Annotated in this window: 20 protein-coding genes; 12 read left to right on the top strand and 8 right to left on the bottom strand. The window is 34.5% G+C overall.

Going from position 1 to position 15,766, the window contains the following annotated elements:
- Positions 1–46: 46 nt before the first annotated feature.
- The 3 genes from QLS97_RS14480 to QLS97_RS14470 form a co-directional block, all read right to left on the bottom strand.
- Positions 47–946, bottom strand: a complete 900-nt coding sequence (locus QLS97_RS14480; RefSeq protein WP_282717621.1) for an energy transducer TonB — start codon at positions 944–946, stop codon at positions 47–49.
- 194 nt (positions 947–1,140) lie between these two features.
- Positions 1,141–2,367: a Glu/Leu/Phe/Val dehydrogenase dimerization domain-containing protein gene (locus tag QLS97_RS14475; protein WP_099713488.1), complete on the bottom strand. Its 1,227-nt coding sequence runs from the start codon at positions 2,365–2,367 to the stop codon at positions 1,141–1,143.
- 67 nt (positions 2,368–2,434) lie between these two features.
- Positions 2,435–3,505 carry an anhydro-N-acetylmuramic acid kinase gene (locus QLS97_RS14470; protein ID WP_282717619.1) on the bottom strand — a complete coding sequence of 357 codons (1,071 nt, stop codon included), beginning with the start codon at positions 3,503–3,505 and terminating at the stop codon, positions 2,435–2,437.
- Between the two features lie 88 nt (positions 3,506–3,593).
- On the opposite strand from QLS97_RS14470, the gene QLS97_RS14465 reads away from it, so the two are divergent.
- From QLS97_RS14465 to QLS97_RS14425, 9 genes are all read left to right on the top strand, one after another.
- On the top strand, positions 3,594–4,733 hold the full coding sequence (locus tag QLS97_RS14465) for an acyl-CoA dehydrogenase family protein (protein WP_282717617.1): 1,140 nt from the start codon (positions 3,594–3,596) through the stop codon (positions 4,731–4,733).
- Positions 4,734–4,871: 138 nt separating this feature from the next.
- On the top strand, positions 4,872–5,549 hold the full coding sequence (locus QLS97_RS14460) for a Crp/Fnr family transcriptional regulator (protein ID WP_282717615.1): 678 nt from the start codon (positions 4,872–4,874) through the stop codon (positions 5,547–5,549).
- 80 nt (positions 5,550–5,629) lie between these two features.
- Complete coding sequence (locus QLS97_RS14455) at positions 5,630–6,229, top strand: peroxiredoxin-like family protein (RefSeq protein ID WP_282717613.1); 600 nt, start codon at positions 5,630–5,632, stop codon at positions 6,227–6,229.
- 2 nt (positions 6,230–6,231) lie between these two features.
- Complete coding sequence (locus QLS97_RS14450; protein ID WP_282717612.1) at positions 6,232–6,690, top strand: YHS domain-containing (seleno)protein; 459 nt, start codon at positions 6,232–6,234, stop codon at positions 6,688–6,690.
- 14 nt (positions 6,691–6,704) lie between these two features.
- Entirely contained in the window at positions 6,705–7,085 is a 381-nt protein-coding gene (locus QLS97_RS14445; protein WP_282717611.1) for a DoxX family protein, read from the top strand.
- 9 nt (positions 7,086–7,094) lie between these two features.
- Positions 7,095–7,583 carry a DinB family protein gene (locus tag QLS97_RS14440; RefSeq protein WP_282717609.1) on the top strand — a complete coding sequence of 163 codons (489 nt, stop codon included), beginning with the start codon at positions 7,095–7,097 and terminating at the stop codon, positions 7,581–7,583.
- The gene (locus QLS97_RS14435; protein ID WP_282717608.1) at positions 7,571–8,281 is read left to right on the top strand and encodes an NRDE family protein; all 711 of its coding nucleotides are present in this window, start codon (positions 7,571–7,573) and stop codon (positions 8,279–8,281) included. Before QLS97_RS14440 ends, QLS97_RS14435 begins: the two co-directional genes overlap by 13 nt.
- Before the next feature lie 10 nt (positions 8,282–8,291).
- Positions 8,292–9,326, top strand: coding sequence for an ATP-grasp domain-containing protein (locus QLS97_RS14430; protein WP_282717607.1), 1,035 nt, complete (start codon positions 8,292–8,294; stop codon positions 9,324–9,326).
- 4 nt (positions 9,327–9,330) lie between these two features.
- The gene (locus QLS97_RS14425; RefSeq protein WP_282717606.1) at positions 9,331–9,984 is read left to right on the top strand and encodes a hypothetical protein; all 654 of its coding nucleotides are present in this window, start codon (positions 9,331–9,333) and stop codon (positions 9,982–9,984) included.
- Between the two features lie 211 nt (positions 9,985–10,195).
- Here QLS97_RS14425 and QLS97_RS14420 read toward each other — a convergent pair whose 3' ends face one another.
- Positions 10,196–10,765 (bottom strand): GNAT family N-acetyltransferase, encoded by a 570-nt coding sequence (locus QLS97_RS14420; RefSeq protein ID WP_282717605.1) that lies wholly within the window; start codon positions 10,763–10,765, stop codon positions 10,196–10,198.
- Between the two features lie 130 nt (positions 10,766–10,895).
- Between QLS97_RS14420 and QLS97_RS14415 the strand changes: the two genes are divergently transcribed.
- Genes QLS97_RS14415 through QLS97_RS14405 form a run of 3 tightly spaced genes read left to right on the top strand, consistent with a single transcriptional unit; the run spans position 10,896 to position 12,587 of the window.
- Entirely contained in the window at positions 10,896–11,573 is a 678-nt protein-coding gene (locus QLS97_RS14415) for an SDR family NAD(P)-dependent oxidoreductase (RefSeq protein WP_282717604.1), read from the top strand.
- 23 nt (positions 11,574–11,596) lie between these two features.
- The gene (locus QLS97_RS14410) at positions 11,597–11,950 is read left to right on the top strand and encodes a four helix bundle protein (protein ID WP_131995913.1); all 354 of its coding nucleotides are present in this window, start codon (positions 11,597–11,599) and stop codon (positions 11,948–11,950) included.
- 34 nt (positions 11,951–11,984) lie between these two features.
- Positions 11,985–12,587, top strand: coding sequence for a SprT-like domain-containing protein (locus QLS97_RS14405; protein WP_282717603.1), 603 nt, complete (start codon positions 11,985–11,987; stop codon positions 12,585–12,587).
- Positions 12,588–12,591: 4 nt separating this feature from the next.
- Here QLS97_RS14405 and QLS97_RS14400 read toward each other — a convergent pair whose 3' ends face one another.
- From QLS97_RS14400 to QLS97_RS14385, 4 genes are all read right to left on the bottom strand, one after another.
- Positions 12,592–13,353 carry an ABC transporter ATP-binding protein gene (locus QLS97_RS14400; RefSeq protein WP_131916971.1) on the bottom strand — a complete coding sequence of 254 codons (762 nt, stop codon included), beginning with the start codon at positions 13,351–13,353 and terminating at the stop codon, positions 12,592–12,594.
- Entirely contained in the window at positions 13,350–14,099 is a 750-nt protein-coding gene (locus QLS97_RS14395; protein WP_099713471.1) for an MlaE family ABC transporter permease, read from the bottom strand. The genes QLS97_RS14400 and QLS97_RS14395 overlap by 4 nt, the downstream gene beginning before the upstream one ends.
- A gap of 68 nt (positions 14,100–14,167) precedes the next feature.
- Positions 14,168–15,016, bottom strand: a complete 849-nt coding sequence (locus QLS97_RS14390; protein WP_282717601.1) for a glycosyltransferase family 2 protein — start codon at positions 15,014–15,016, stop codon at positions 14,168–14,170.
- A 67-nt stretch (positions 15,017–15,083) separates the two neighbouring features.
- Positions 15,084–15,638: a class I SAM-dependent methyltransferase gene (locus QLS97_RS14385; protein WP_282717600.1), complete on the bottom strand. Its 555-nt coding sequence runs from the start codon at positions 15,636–15,638 to the stop codon at positions 15,084–15,086.
- Positions 15,639–15,766 lie beyond the last annotated feature (128 nt).

Here is a 15,766-nt window from a genome sequence, read left to right as displayed (position 1 = left end):
GCCTCGAAATTATCGGGGCATTTTTTTATTTAGCGTTATGTAATTTTTAATTCAAATTGAAATTGTAAACAATCTTACCGACTTGCTTTTCCGGGGCATCGCTGCTGGCGTCCCATTTTGTGTTCATCGCAGCAATTCTTGCTTGATCTAATAAGCATTTTGCGGTATTGGTTGTTCCTTTTACACCGGCAACTGCATTTACAGTCCTTCCGGATCTATCTACTGATACTTCAACAACAACTTTGCCTTGCTCATTACACGTGTATTTTGGTGCTGGTTTAGAAACTGCTTTTCTGTTTCCTAGCGAATATCCAACTCCTCCGCCAGAACCACTTCCGGTTCCGCCACCGCTTCCGGAGCCATAACCGCTACCAGTTCCTATTCCGGTTCCAGTTCCGTTTCCTCCGCCTGTTCCTCCACCGGAACCGCCCGTTCCATAATAACCGTTAGAACTTAAACTTCCGTTGGCTTTTCCTTTGTTTCCGGCTGCTTTGTCATCGCCATCGCCGCCTTTATTAGAACCTTTTAATATGCTGGATAAAGCATCATTTGTATTATTAGAAACTTTAGGTTTTACAACCACTGGTTTTGTTTCTTTTTTTATGACAACTATTGGTTTTTTAGTTTTTTCTTTCGTCGGAATCACAACACTTTCCTCAGTGCTGTTTTCTTGAGATAAAATAGCTTCCTCCGGAGTTGATTTTGCAGGCGTTTGTCTAGTTTGGTTTTTTACTTCCAAAACTTCGTTTTTGTAATTTGCGCCAGAACCGAAATCGCTGTCGCCAAAATTTACAGTAACGCCACCGCCACCGCCACCGCCAGCAAGTTCATCCATGTTTGCAGGTGGCCAAAATCGGATAAAAAATAAAATTAACAACATTGTCGCATACAAAAGAATGGATAGTGCTAAGGATTTCTTTTGATCTGATGAAATGGTGGAACTCATTTGTATTTTAAATTTTAAAAAGTGTATTACTAAAAAACGTTGAAAAGTACTAAAAATTGTCAAGAGTAAAAAGCGACTGCCAGAATATAAATAATATTGCTTTCGCTTAAAACTAGAAATGAGAAAAGGGATTAAATAGATTTTAAAATCTGCTTAATCCCAGTTCCGATAAATAGTAAAAAAACTATTTTATTTTAAGTAAGCTGCTTCAATGCGATTTCAAAAGCAGTGGCACTAATATTTGTTTTACTTGGATTTAAAGCGTGTGCTTTTTCAATTGCTTTTTTGATGATTTCCGAAGTGTCTTGGAAGATCGCTTCATCCGTCATTTGTACTTTCTTTTCCATGAAGTAAGCAAAAACACGCGCCATACCACAATTAGAAATAAAGTCAGGAATTAAACTCACTTTATGATCTACATGTTCCATAATTGGACCAAAAAAGATTGCTGTGTCGGCAAAAGGAACATTCGCACCACACGAAATTACTTCAAGGCCATTGGCAATCAAGCTGTCAATCTGAGATTGAGTTACTAATCTGGAAGCGGCACATGGAGTGAATATTTCAGCGCCAATAGTCCATATTTTTTGATTGATTTCTTCAAAAGGAATCATGTTTTCAGCAACCAGTTTGTTTCCGTCTTTGGCAAGAAATAAAGCTCTTATTTCTTCGAAAGAGAATCCTTCTTCGTTGATTAATCCTCCGTCTCTGTCGATAATACCAATTACTTTAGCGCCCATTTCGGCTAAGTAAAAAGCGGCAGCTGAACCTACATTTCCAAAACCTTGTACGATTGCTTTCTTCCCTTTTACATCTCCACCATAAATAGTGTAGTAATTACGAACGGCTTCGGCAACGCCATAACCGGTAATCATATCGGCAATCGTATATTTTCTGGAAACATCTGGTGAGAATTTTGGATTTTCAATCACTTTCACCACACCTTGACGCAATTGTCCAATTCTGTTGATTTTGTCTGCTTCGGTAGGTTTGAAGTGACCGTTAAAAACGCCTTCTTGCGGATGCCAAACACCACATTCTTCCGTCATAGGGATTACTTCGTGAATTTCATCTACATTTAAATCTCCACCCGTTCCGTAGTAACTTTTCAATAATGGAGAAACTGCTTTATACCAACGTTGTAAAACGCCTTTTTTTCTTGGATCATTCGGATCAAAATTAATTCCAGATTTAGCTCCGCCAATAGCAGGCCCAGAAACCGAAAATTTTACTTCCATGGTTTTTGCCAAAGACAAAACTTCATTCATATCCAACCCTTTTCTCATACGAGTTCCACCACCGGCAGCACCACCACGTAGCGAATTGATGACTGTCCATCCTTCGGCTTCCGTTTCGGCATCTTTCCAATGGAAAACTATTTCAGGTTCTTTATTTTCGAATTTCTTTAATAAATCTTTCATTTGTTGCGATATGTTTAATTTTGGCAAATATAAAAAATAGAATAATGTGAATTATCTATTTTTAATTTTATTTTGGAGAATAAATAACTCCAGAACTGTGATCTGTTTTTGCGCCTGTAACGCTACTCAAAACATTGATTTCTCCGCGTAATTTTAAAACACCGAGTAATGCAAAAATCAGCGCTTCTTTGAATTCCAATATTTTAGCTGACGGAATTATGATTTTTATTTGCGGTAAATGGTACTGAATTCTTTCGATGAGAAAGTCATTGTAAGCGCCACCGCCAGTTATAAAAAGGTTTCCATTTTTATTGGGCAAGGCCAAAGCAATTTGCAACGCCACGTGTTCCGTGAAAGTGTGTAATTTGTCTTCAACGGGAATAGAATGCTTTTCGATAATAGGTAAAACGGTTTCTTTTACAAATTCGAAACCCAACGATTTAGGATGTTTTTTTTGGTAGAAATCCAACGCATTTAATTCATTTAATAAATCTTTGTTGCAGATTCCGGTTCTTGAAATACGGCCTTTGTCATCATAATCCAACCCCAATTGATTAGCATAAAAATTCAAAACAGTGTTTACAGGAGAAATATCAAAAGCGATTCTTTTGTTGTTTTGTTCGAAAGAAACATTAGAAAAACCACCTAAATTCATGCAATACTCATATTCAGAAAATAAAATTTGGTCACCGATAGGAACCAAAGGTGCGCCCTGACCACCAAGTTGTACGTCCTGAACTCTGAAATCACAAACTACAGTTTGGTTGGTTAAAGCCGCGATTTCCGGTAAATTACCAATTTGAAGTGTGAATCCGTTTTGTGGTTGGTGTAAAATAGTATGTCCGTGAGAACAAACGGCGTCAAGATTTTTAATTTCGTATTTTTCGATAAAATCAGAAACAAAAACAGCCAGAAGTTGCGTGTAATCTTGGTTTAATTTTTCGAGAGCAACTTCAGAAAAATCGACTGCTATTTTCAATTTGTTTAACCAATCAATACTATAAGAAACGGTTTCAGATTCAAGAATTTGAAAGCTCCATTTATTGTTTTTGACAGTAAAGACAATATGCGCCAAATCGACTCCGTCGAGAGAAGTGCCTGACATAACACCGATAATTGTATACTTTTCTTTAAACATTGGCTAAATTTACGAAATCGTTTGAAATCTGATTTTTAATAATTACTTTTGTCGACAAATTTAAGAACATTTAATTTACTATAAAAATATGGATTTTAATCTTACTGAAGAGCATTTAATGATTCAACAAGCAGCACGAGATTTTGCAAATGCTGAATTGTTAGCTGGAGTTATAGAAAGAGACGAACATTCAAAGTTTCCTACTGAACAGGTGAAAATGATGGCTGATTTGGGTTTCATGGGAATGATGGTCGATCCTAAATATGGTGGATCCGGTTTAGATAGTATTTCGTATGTTTTGGCTATGACCGAAATTTCAAAAGTTGATGCTTCTGCTGCAGTAATTATGTCTGTGAATAACTCATTAGTTTGTGCGGGTCTTGAAAAATATTGCAATGAAGAGCAAAAAATGAAATATTTGGTTCCGCTTGCAAAAGGAGAAGTGATTGGAGCATTTTGTTTGTCAGAACCAGAAGCGGGTTCAGATGCCACATCTCAAAAAACAACCGCAATAGATAAAGGAGATCATTACTTATTAAATGGTACAAAAAACTGGATAACCAATGGTTCTTCGGCATCTACTTATATTATAATTGCTCAAACGGATATTGAAAAAGGACACAAAGGAATCAATGCTTTTATTGTTGAAAAAGGTTGGGCCGGATTTGATATTGGACCAAAAGAAAAGAAAATGGGAATCCGTGGATCAGATACGCATTCTTTGATGTTCACTGATGTGAAAGTTCCGAAAGAAAACCGAATTGGAGAAGATGGTTTTGGGTTTAATTTTGCTATGGCAGTTTTAAACGGAGGAAGAATAGGGATTGCTTCCCAAGCATTGGGGATAGCAACCGGAGCGTACGAATTGGCATTAAAATATTCACAAGAAAGAAAAGCTTTTGGGAAAGAAATTTTCAAACACCAAGCTATCGCTTTCAAATTAGCTGATATGGCCACTCAAATTATGGCTGCAAAAATGTTAGTTCTTAAAGCAGCTTCTGAAAAAGATGAAGGGAAAGATATTTCACAATCAGGTGCTATGGCTAAGTTATTTGCTTCTCAAACAGCAATGGATACCACAATTGAAGCCGTTCAAATTCACGGTGGAAATGGATACGTAGCCGAATATCATGTGGAACGTATGATGCGTGATGCTAAGATTACTCAAATTTATGAAGGTACTTCTGAAATACAACGAATTGTAATTTCAAGAACTTTGATTTCCTAGTTAATCATTTAGTAAGAATATATTTTCAAACCATTAGGGAATTAAGATAATTAAGGCGTAATCTGTCTTAATGAATCTTAATTTCTTAATGGTTTTTAATTTAAAAAAAATACTACATTTACTAAAAGATTTACTTTTATGTACGAAGATTTAAAATATTGGTATTTGCGCGATCACAAATTGTTTAGAACATTGAGTTTTGGACAAATAAGACAATTGTGCATTATTACCGGTTTTAAAAAAGCAAAGAAAGGCGAAATCATCTATTTTTCTTCTTCGGATTTACCAAGAATTTTTCTGCTTAAAAAAGGAAATATAAAGATTGTTGCGGTTGATGAAGACGGTAATGAAACAATTAAAGATATTATTCAAAAAGGAGATTTATTTGGAGAACTGACTTTGGAAGCTGACAGCCAGTCCAATGAATATGCAAAAGTACTTTCGGATGATGTGGCCATTTGTAGTTTTCTAATGTCGGATTTTGAAGATTTATTGTTGCGAAATCCAAGTCTGGCTTTGTCCTACACAAAGTTCGTAGGTCTAAAAATGAAACGGATTAAGAACAGTTATTCTAATTTGATTTCTAAAGACGCAAAAACCAGATTGTTTCAGTTTCTAAAAGATTGGGCTGAAAAAGAAGGTAAAAAAATAGAAGATAAAGTGGTAATTGAAAATTATTTGACCCAAAACGATATTGCGCAAATTATTTGTACTTCAAGACAAACTGCGACTCAATTACTCAATGAAATGGAAACGAATGGCACCATCATTTACAGTAGGAAAGAAATCATTATAACGGACATCAGTAAATTATAATTATTTTAGTGGAACTGTAACATAGCCGACAAATCTATTCGAAATTGCAAAGTAGTTTTACAACATCAAAATGTAACACTATGAAAAAAATAATTTGTTTGGTTTTATTTGCAATTGGATTATCCGTTCATGCCCAAAATAATTTGCCGAAATTAGCCACAGAAATCGCTCCCTTACTTATTGGAGAAAAAATTCCTAATGTCACTTTAACATCTGTAGAAAATACAGATGTTAATGTAACGGAATTAATCAGTAAGAAAAGAACGGTTTTAGTTTTTTACCGTGGTGGTTGGTGCCCGTATTGTAATGCTCATTTAGCAGCATTAGGGGAAGCCGAAAAAGAATTATTGGATTTGGGATATCAAATTATTGCAATAAGTCCGGATGCTCCTAAAAGCTTGAAAGTTACAGATGATAAAGAAAAATTAAATTATTTGTTATTGTCTGACAGTACAGGCGAATTGTCGAGAGCTGTTGGAATTGCTTTTCAAGCTCCGGAAAATTATAAAGCTATTATCACTAAAGGTTCTGAAGGGGTAAATAGTTCTTTTTTGCCTGTTCCGGCGGTGTTTATTTTAAATACAAATGCTGAAATTGAGTTTGAACACATCACACCTAATTTCAAAAATAGAATTTCAAATGATTTGTTGATTGCCGTTGCAAAATCTTTAAATAAATAATCATGAAAAAGCTACTGTTTCTTCTAATTGTATTGTTTGCTCTTTCTGGCTTTTCGCAAAAGGACAATAAACGACTGACTCATTTTAATCTTGAAAAAAACGTGGCTATTCAAGGATATGATCCTGTGGCTTATTTCAAACAAGGAAAAGCAGTGAAAGGGAAAAAAGAAATAACAGTATCGCATGAAGGTGTGGTTTATTATTTTTCTATGCCAGTAAATAAAGAATATTTTTTGAAAAATCCCTCAAAATTTGAACCACAATATGGAGGTTGGTGTGCTTTTGCGATGGGCGACTCTAATGAAAAAGTGTCTGTAAATCCGGAGACTTTCAAAATAAAGAATGGGAAGTTGTATTTGTTTTACAATGCTTTTTTTAATAATACATTGAAAAGCTGGAACAAGAATGAATCTGGATTGATGATGAAGGCCGATGCAAATTGGAATAAAATAGTTAAATAAAAAAAATAGAAATCATGAAACTATCTCTGTTTTTCTGGTTGCTGAGACTTACTGTAGCAGTAATTTTAGTCCAAACGCTGTACTTTAAATTTACGGCTAGTGAAGAATCGGTTTATATTTTTTCTGCTTTGGGAATAGAACCTTATGGAAGGATTGGTACTGGAATTGCCGAGTTGATTACGGTAATTTTGATTTTAATATCAAGAACTTCGTTGTTTGGTGCTATAATGGGTTGCGGCATCATGGTTGGTGCGATTTTTGCTCATCTGTTTGTGCTCGGGATTGAAGTGAAAAATGATGGTGGTACACTTTTTATTTTGGCACTAATTACCTTTCTTTGTTGTATTACTTTAGTTTTTAAGGATAGAACTAAAGTGATGAATTTGTTGAATTAAAACTTAAATATGCTAATACCTTCTATTAATAATAGTTTAAACGAACTGATTGATTTGCTGAAGCAATTGTCACAAAATGAATATTCAAATTCTTGTGCAGAATTAAGTAATGCAACTATTGGGGAGCATACAAGGCATATTATTGAAATGTTTCAGTGCTTAGAAAATCAATATGATTTAGGCATTGTGAATTATGACAAAAGAGAACGAAATATTCGCATTCAAACGGATACCATTTTTGCTATTGAAAATATTGTGTCGATTCAACAAAATTTAGACAAAAAAAATAAAAACATCAAGTTGTTGCAAATTATTGATGGTGAGGAAATTCGAATTGAAAGCAACTATTTCAGAGAATTACTGTATAATTTAGAGCATTGTATTCACCATCAGGCGCTTATTAAAGTAGCTATTCTACAATGTGAAACAGTTATAATTGACGCTAACTTTGGAGTTGCCCGATCTACAATAGAATATAGGAATCAATGTGCACAGTAAGTTTTGTAGCAACGAATGATAAAATTATCATTACCTCTAATCGGGATGAAAAAACAGTAAGACCGAGTGCAATACCTCCAAGAAATTATACCGTAAACGGAAAAAACCTTATTTTTCCAAAGGATCCAAAAGCAGGAGGAACTTGGTTTGTTGCTAATGCAGATGGAACAATTTTGGTGTTGTTAAACGGTGCCGACGAAAAGCATGAAGTGCAACTTCCGTATCGAAAAAGCCGTGGTTTGATTGTTTTAGATATGATCAGCAGCTTATCGCCAAAGGATTTCTGGAGCGAAATTGATTTGGAAAACATAGAACCTTTTACGTTAGTTTTATTCCAAGACAACGCTCTTTTTCAATTGCGCTGGAACGGAAAAGAAAAAGAAACAACTCCTTTAGATGTTCATCAAAATCATATTTGGTCTTCATCGACTTTGTATTCCTCATCGATTCGTGAAAAACGTGCCGACTGGTTTTATACTTTTATGGATGGAAATCCTGAAATTTCCGAATCAAAAATGCACGATTTTCATCGCTATACCGAAGAAGAAAATGATGAAAATGGGTTGGTTATCAATAGAAATGACGAGATGAAAACGTTGAGCATCACACAATCGGTTATTGAAAAAAATAAAGTAGCTATATTGCATTACGATTTGATTGCGCAACAGGATTTTTCGACCTCATTTATCACCGTTTAAAGAACTTAATTTGAAACTATTTTTTCATAAAATTACGCATTGGGAATATTGGCCTTTCCAGATTGTTTATATTCCAATTTATTTTCTTTGGTCCTATTATTCCATCAAGGCAAAATCTATTTTTTTCTTTAATGCTTCTAATCCAACCATAAAAAATGGCGGTTTTATGATGGAGTCCAAAAAAGAAATCTACAATTTGATTCCACAACACTATTACCCAAAAACGGAATTAATAAAAGAAGGAACTGCTCTTGAAGAAATTTTAAATACTATTCAAGTATCAAAAATAAAATATCCTTTGATTGCAAAACCAGATATTGGACTGCGAGGGTCTGGGGTCAAAAAAATTAACACGGTTCAAGATTTAAAAGAATATGCTGAAAAAGCAAATTTCGATTATGTAGTGCAGGATTTAATTCCGTTTGACAATGAAGTTGGAATTTTTTATGTGCGTTATCCTCATGAAAAAGTGGGCAGAATTACAGGAATAGTTTCCAAAGAATTTCTGATTATTACCGGAAACGGATTCTCTACCGTAGAAGAATTAATCAAAGAAAATCCTCGATACGAACTGCAATTAAAGGTTTTGAAACAGGAATACGGAAGAAAACTACTCGATATTCTTCCAAAAGGAGAAAAATTGAATTTGGTGCCTTATGGGAATCATGCACGAGGTGCAAAATTCATTGATGGAAGTCATTGGATAACACCAAAATTGACGGAAACAATAAACGAAATGTGTCTGCAAATTCCAGGTTTCTATTTTGGCAGATTGGATGTGATGTACCGTACAATTGAAGAATTGGAACAAGGAATACACTTTTCAGTTGTGGAATTGAATGGTGCTGCAAGCGAGCCCACACACATTTATGACCCAAAACATTCTTTGCTTTTTGCATGGAAAGAACTCGCGCGTCACATTACCTATATGTATGAAATAAGTGTGGCAAACCATAAAAATGGTGCTCCGTATTTACTGCATAAAGACGGTATGAAAGAATACAGAATGCATCTGGAACAAAGCAATAGAATTGTAAATTTCTAAAATTATGAAGGCATTAAAGAACATTTTTGTTGGTTTTTTAGTGAGCTTTATCGGTTCGATACCGTTGGGATATTTGAATGTTGTAGGTTTTGAAATCTATTCAAAGCTAGGAATGAACAGCTTGGTATTCTTTTTATTAGGAGTGATTTTCGTGGAGATGTTTGTGATTTATTTCACTTTGATTTTCGCAAAGCAATTAGTCAATAATAAAAAATTAATGAAAATTATTGATTTTTTTGCCGTTTTATTTCTGTTGATTTTAGGGTATTCTTTTTATGCTAATTCCAATCAAACAATGGAAGAACAAGGAATTTTAGAGAAATATGCAATGTATTCTCCTTTCCTTATCGGAGTGTTTTTGAATTGTATCAATTTTCTTCAATTGCCGTTTTGGACCGGTTGGAATCTTTATTTGATGAATGGGAATTATATTTCGATTGTAAAAAAGCTAAAACTGTATTATGTTTCAGGGACTTTGATAGGTACATTTTTTGGGATGTTAACTTTGGTTTTGGTGTTAAACACCTTATCTCAAAACACAACCAGTTTTTCTAAATATGTAATGCCCGTAATAATTCCGTCATTTTTTGTGGTTTTAGCTTTTGTTCAAATGGTTAAAGTCTACAAGAAATATTATCGGAATAAAGCCATATTATAAAAGTTTAGATACCCATTGCTATAAAATATAAACCTCATTTATTATAAAAAAAGCATTTGTATCTTCTTTCTCTGATTTTCTTTAGTTGTCTGCCAACTTCGTCAGTAATTGCTCAAACGACTAGTGATCCACATTTAAAAATTGTTGACGTTGAATATAAAGTGAAAGAAAATGACGTTGCCGACACAAGAAATCATAATGCTTAAATAGTTTAAGAAACTGCCTGATTCATATCGTACGCCAAAATAAAGTACTCGTTATTGTTGAATTGAAAATCTCCAATAATGGTCCATTTTAGTTTTTCGGTATGGGCTTTCGCGGATGGAATATTGATTTTGTTGATGAAAGTCAAACTTAATGGATATTTATGAAGCATGTGTGTTCTCATGAATTCAAACAGTGGCGTTATCAATCCCTTGCCACGATATTCTTTGTGAATGCAAATGGGGCCGTATTGAAAACTATTGTTTGTGGTGATTTCAAAATCTAAAAATGTCAGTTCCGGAAACAATGAACTCATGTAATTGAAAATAGGCCATTGTTTGAAAAAATCCCAACTTCCTGCGAAAATGTAAGCAATGATTTTGTTATTGTCTTTGGCAATAAACAAGTTGTTTTCATGGATAACTTCGGTTAGTTGTGCGACAGTAAATGGTGTAGTAACAAAGCCCGAAGCTTTTTCTTCTTCGGATAAATTAGCTACAAGATACAATTCCTGTAATGCCAATACGCCATCAATGTCATTTATTTTTGCAGTTTCGAATTGTATGCTATCTGTCATTTTTTTTAAATCTGATGTTAATTTGGTTTGCCAAAAATAAGTAAAATTGCTGGAATCTTTAATTTTTATTGTGGCAACAATCCTTTGCGTAAAGCATTATTTTTTTACTGTTTTTGTTTATTTTTGCTATATGAAAAATATCATCATCACAGGAACGAGTAGAGGTATAGGATTTGAATTGGCATTGCAATTTGCCAATGCGGGACACCAAGTGTTAGCCATTTCCAGAAAAATTCCTCAAGCTTTGTTGGGTAACGAAAATATCACGTGTCTTTCAGTTGATTTATCCGCTGAATCTGAATTAGTGAAAGTAAGCGATTTCCTTTCCAAGTCTTGGAAACAAATAGATGCAGTCATTCATAACGCAGGAAGTTTATTGCTAAAACCTTTTTCAGAAACGACTCAGGAAGATTTTGAAAATATCTATAAAGTCAATGTTTTTGGGGTTGCTAATTTGACCCGAATTTGCCTGCCATATTTACAAAAAGGAAGCCACGTAGTAACAATAAGTTCTATGGGCGGAATTCAGGGAAGTTTAAAGTTTGCGGGATTGGCAGCGTATAGTTCGAGTAAAGGAGCTGTTATTACACTATCAGAATTATTAGCAGAAGAATACAAAGAGCGTGGAATTTCTTTCAATGTTTTAGCTTTGGGTTCTGTTCAAACAGAGATGTTGGCAGAGGCTTTTCCTGGCTACCAAGCGCCTATATCAGCAGGGGAAATGGCAAATTATATTTATGATTTCACTTTGACTGGAAATAAATATTTCAACGGCAAAGTGTTGCAAGTTTCTTCTACCAATCCATAACTTAGAGTTATAAATTTTAAATTATGAGTGAAAGTATTGTAAAAACAAAGAGTTTTGAGTTGGCAATTAGAGGTGTGAATTTCTACAAATACTTAGTCGTTGAAAAGAAAGAATATATTATGAGTAAACAATTTTTGCGTTCAGTTACTTCTGTTGGAGCAAATGTCCGTGAAGCAGTAAATGCGCAAAGTAAGCCTGACTTTATTCATAAATTGTCCATAGCTCAGAAAGAATGTGATGAATCTCTTTATTGGTTAGAACTTTTAAAAGAAACCAATTATATTTCTGAGATAGAATTTGAATCGATTTACCAACAGAATAATGAAGTTTTGAAAATTATACGAAGTATTATAATAACCTCTAAGAAAAACTCATAACTCATAATTTATAACTCATAATTCCCAAATTGTTTTGAGCGAAACCTTAGCCAGATACATTCCAGAGCATGCGGTAAAACCCGTTTTCGAACTTATTGTTGCCAATCAAGTGCACCTTAAGATTGTAAACGAGCGTCAGACACGTCATGGTGATTATCGCAAAGGGTTGAATGGAAAGCATGAAATCACGGTAAATTCAAATCTGAATAAATACAAGTTTTTGATTACGTTGATTCATGAGATTTCACATTTGGTTGCTTTCGAAAAATTTGGGAGACATATTAAACCTCATGGAAACGAGTGGAAATATTCTTTTCAACGGTTGATGATTCCTTATATTCGCCCAGAGATTTTCCCGAATCAATTGTTGCCTTTGTTGGCGAGGCATTTCAAAAACCCAACTGCCAGCAGCGATACTGATGCTACTTTGGCTTTGGCACTGAAACAATTTGACCAGCAAAATGATAAAAATTATGTGTTTGAAATTCCTTATGGAAGTGTTTTCCGAATCCAAAATGGAAAGATTTTCAAGAAAATAGCAATAAGAACCAAGCGTTTTGAATGCCTCGAAATGAGTTCCGGAAAGACTTATTTATTCAATCCTAATGCTGAGGTAGAATTGTTGAAATCAAGTTAGCCTTCTATTCTTTCAAATACGCTTCTCGTACTTTTTTGAATAAATTTGAAGAATAAACAAAGGCTACAACAGCCTCATTATCGGTTCTGAAAATTTCTTCTTTGGTTCCTTCCCAAGCTTTTAAACCATCTTTTAAGAATAGAATTTTCTCTCCAATTTCCATCACAGAGTTCATATCATGGGTGTTTATAACCGTTGTGATATTGTATTCTTCGGTAATTTCTTTGATAAGATTATCAATTAAAATAGCTGTATTGGGATCTAAACCAGAGTTTGGTTCATCACAAAATAAGTATTTTGGGTTGTTTACAATAGCTCGTGCAATCGCAACTCTTTTTTGCATTCCTCCTGAAATTTCCGAAGGTAGTTTTTTATGGGCGTCAGTAAGGTTGACTCTTTTTAATACAAAGTCTACACGTTCCTGAATTTTTGAATTATTGTCTTTGGTAAACATTTTTAAAGGGAATCCCACGTTTTCAGCAACTGTCATGGAATCAAACAAGGCACTTCCTTGAAAAACCATTCCTATTTCAGTTCGCAAATCACGTTTTTCATCTGGAGCGAGCTCAGAATATATCCTCCCGTCAAATGAAATAGTTCCAGATTCAGGGGTATGAATTCCTAAAAGACTTTTAAGCATAACTGTTTTCCCGGATCCACTTTGTCCAATAATTAAATTCGTTTTTCCTGTTTCAAAAACAGTGGAAACACCTTTAAGAATTTTGATACCGCCAAATGATTTTTCTATGTTTTTTACTTCTATCATGAGCCAAGTAACAATTGAGTTAATATGTAATTAAAAGTAATTATGGTAACTGATGTCCAAACAAAGGATACCGTACTTGCGCGTCCTACCTCGAGTGCGCCACCTTTCATATAATATCCGTGAAAAGAAGGAATAGTTGCTAATAACATGGCAAAAATCAATGTTTTAAGAAAAGCATAAACGATATGAAATGGAATGAAATCCAATTGCGCACCATTTATAAACTCGTCACTGGAAGTAAAACCGCCATAAACACCAGCCATCCAGCCGCCTAATACTCCTAGAAACATACTGATTCCAATAACAAATGGATAAAGCAGTAAAGCAATTATTTTGGGGAAAACCAAATAGTTTAGCGAGTTAACTCCCATAACTTCCAGAGCGTCAATTTGTTCCGTAACTCGCATGGTTCCAATGCTTGATGTGATAAAAGAGCCCATTTTTCCAGCCATAATCACTGAGATGAACGTAGGCGCAAATTCTAATATTACAGATTGTCTTGTAGCAAACCCAATAAGGTATTTTGGTATTAATGGATTGGTCAAATTTAATGCGGTTTGTATGGCAACAACACCTCCAACAAAGAAAGAAATGAATGCTACAATACCAAGGGAACCAATAATTAAATCGTCTATTTCCTTAAAAATTAGATTTCTCATCACAGACCATTTTGTCTGTTTATTGAAAATTTCTTTTAGCATTAAGAAGTATCTTCCTATCTGCGTTATATATCGAATGAGCATCATAGTTTTGTGATTATGGGCTAAATTACAAAAATAGTTATGAGTTATAAGTTTTGCGTTCGTAGTTTTCGTTAGAAAATTTTTTCTTTCATTTTCTTCAAACGATACTTGCGAATAAATTTAGCTTGTTCCGCGGTTACCAATAATGGTGTTTTAGCTGCTTTAGCTTTCCAAAACCCTTTAATGTAATCTACAAAGAGTAACGGTTTCTTTTTCATCATCGCCAGTTTTGCCGAAGCTATGGAAGTGATTAAAAATCCGTAGCCTAAAGTATAAAACGCTTCTCCTTGTTTATAACGGGCAGTTTTGTTGTAATTAGCTCCAGTTGGTTTCAAATGTTTTACGATCAATGAAGCATCGGTAACGACTTTCCATCCGTAAAATTTTGATAATAATTCATCAACGGTGTCCCAACCCATAGCTGGTTTTAAATTCCCTATTTGTTGGAAACATGCTTTTCTGTAGGCTTTGAATGCACCACGAATATGGTCTTTATCCGTTAGATTTTCCAGGATCCATTCGCCATTTTTTTCAATGTAGGCAAATCCACCAGCCATTCCTATTGTTGCATCTTTTTCGAAAATGTTTAAAATAGTCTCGAAATAATTGTTGGGAAGAATTAAGTCGGCATCCAGTTTTACGATGACATCATATTCTTCGTCCAATATTTCGAATCCTTTATGAAAAGCCTGAATAACTTTACTTCCCGGTAAATGTATCGCGCTGGAAGTTTTGTTTACTAAAGAGATAAACGGATTTTCTTTGGCGTAAGCCGTTACGATTTCAGCAGTTTTATCAGTAGAATTGTCATTGACAATCACTACTTTTTTGGGTAAAACAGTTTGAGAAATCAAAGAATCTAAAGTTAAAGCAATAAAAGCTTCTTCGTTATGAGCCGGAATAACAATATAATAATTCATTTTTCTTGAGGGACTAAGTTTCTAAGATGCTGAGATTCTAAAATTTTAAGTTTAAAAAATTTAGAGTCTAGGCTTCCTTCCCTTCGGGGAGGGTTGGGGTGGGGATTTTTTCAGCGTAAATAATATAATATCTATTGGTAAATTTTCTCAATAAGGGGCGAAGACCAAATTTCTTTACTGGATTTGTCCATTTTTCGCGGTCGATTATTTTCCAACCCGTTTTTTCCAAAAGCCAGTCCAACTGCCAATCTTCAAATTCGTGGTAGTGTCTGTCCCACATATCTGTTTTGCTTCTATAAGCGGGCGAAAACCACAAGCGCATAGGGATAGATATGAAAAGTTTATCCGATTTTATTTCGCTTAAAATCGTGTAAGGATTCAGTAAATGTTCAAAGATTTCGAAAGCGGTTACCACATCTTTTTTTTCTGTTGAAAAGATGGATTGGTCTTTGTCTAGGTCTTCTCCTGTTGTATTTGTAACTGCAAATCCTTCGGATTTCATGATTTTAGAGAAAGGGTTTTCAACGCCTAAATCTAATATGGTCTCTGAAGTTGAGACGTGTTTTTTTAGAAATTCTAAAGTATGTTTGAATCTTTTATTGGGAAACGTTTTTTCGTACATGTTTTTTTGATTTTGCCGCTAGGACACGAAGGCACAAATATAGTAATAAATGTGTTTTTGGGCATTGTTTTTTAGCCCGGATGGGAATGAAAATCCCGGAGCTTCAAAATGTAGTTTTTCAAGGTGCA

The sequence above is a fragment of the Flavobacterium yafengii genome (assembly GCF_030010375.1).
In the GTDB taxonomy this organism is placed as follows: Bacteria; Bacteroidota; Bacteroidia; order Flavobacteriales; family Flavobacteriaceae; genus Flavobacterium; species Flavobacterium yafengii.
The sequence above is the reverse complement of the archived record's forward strand: the minus strand, read 5'-3'. Positions and strand labels throughout refer to the sequence as shown.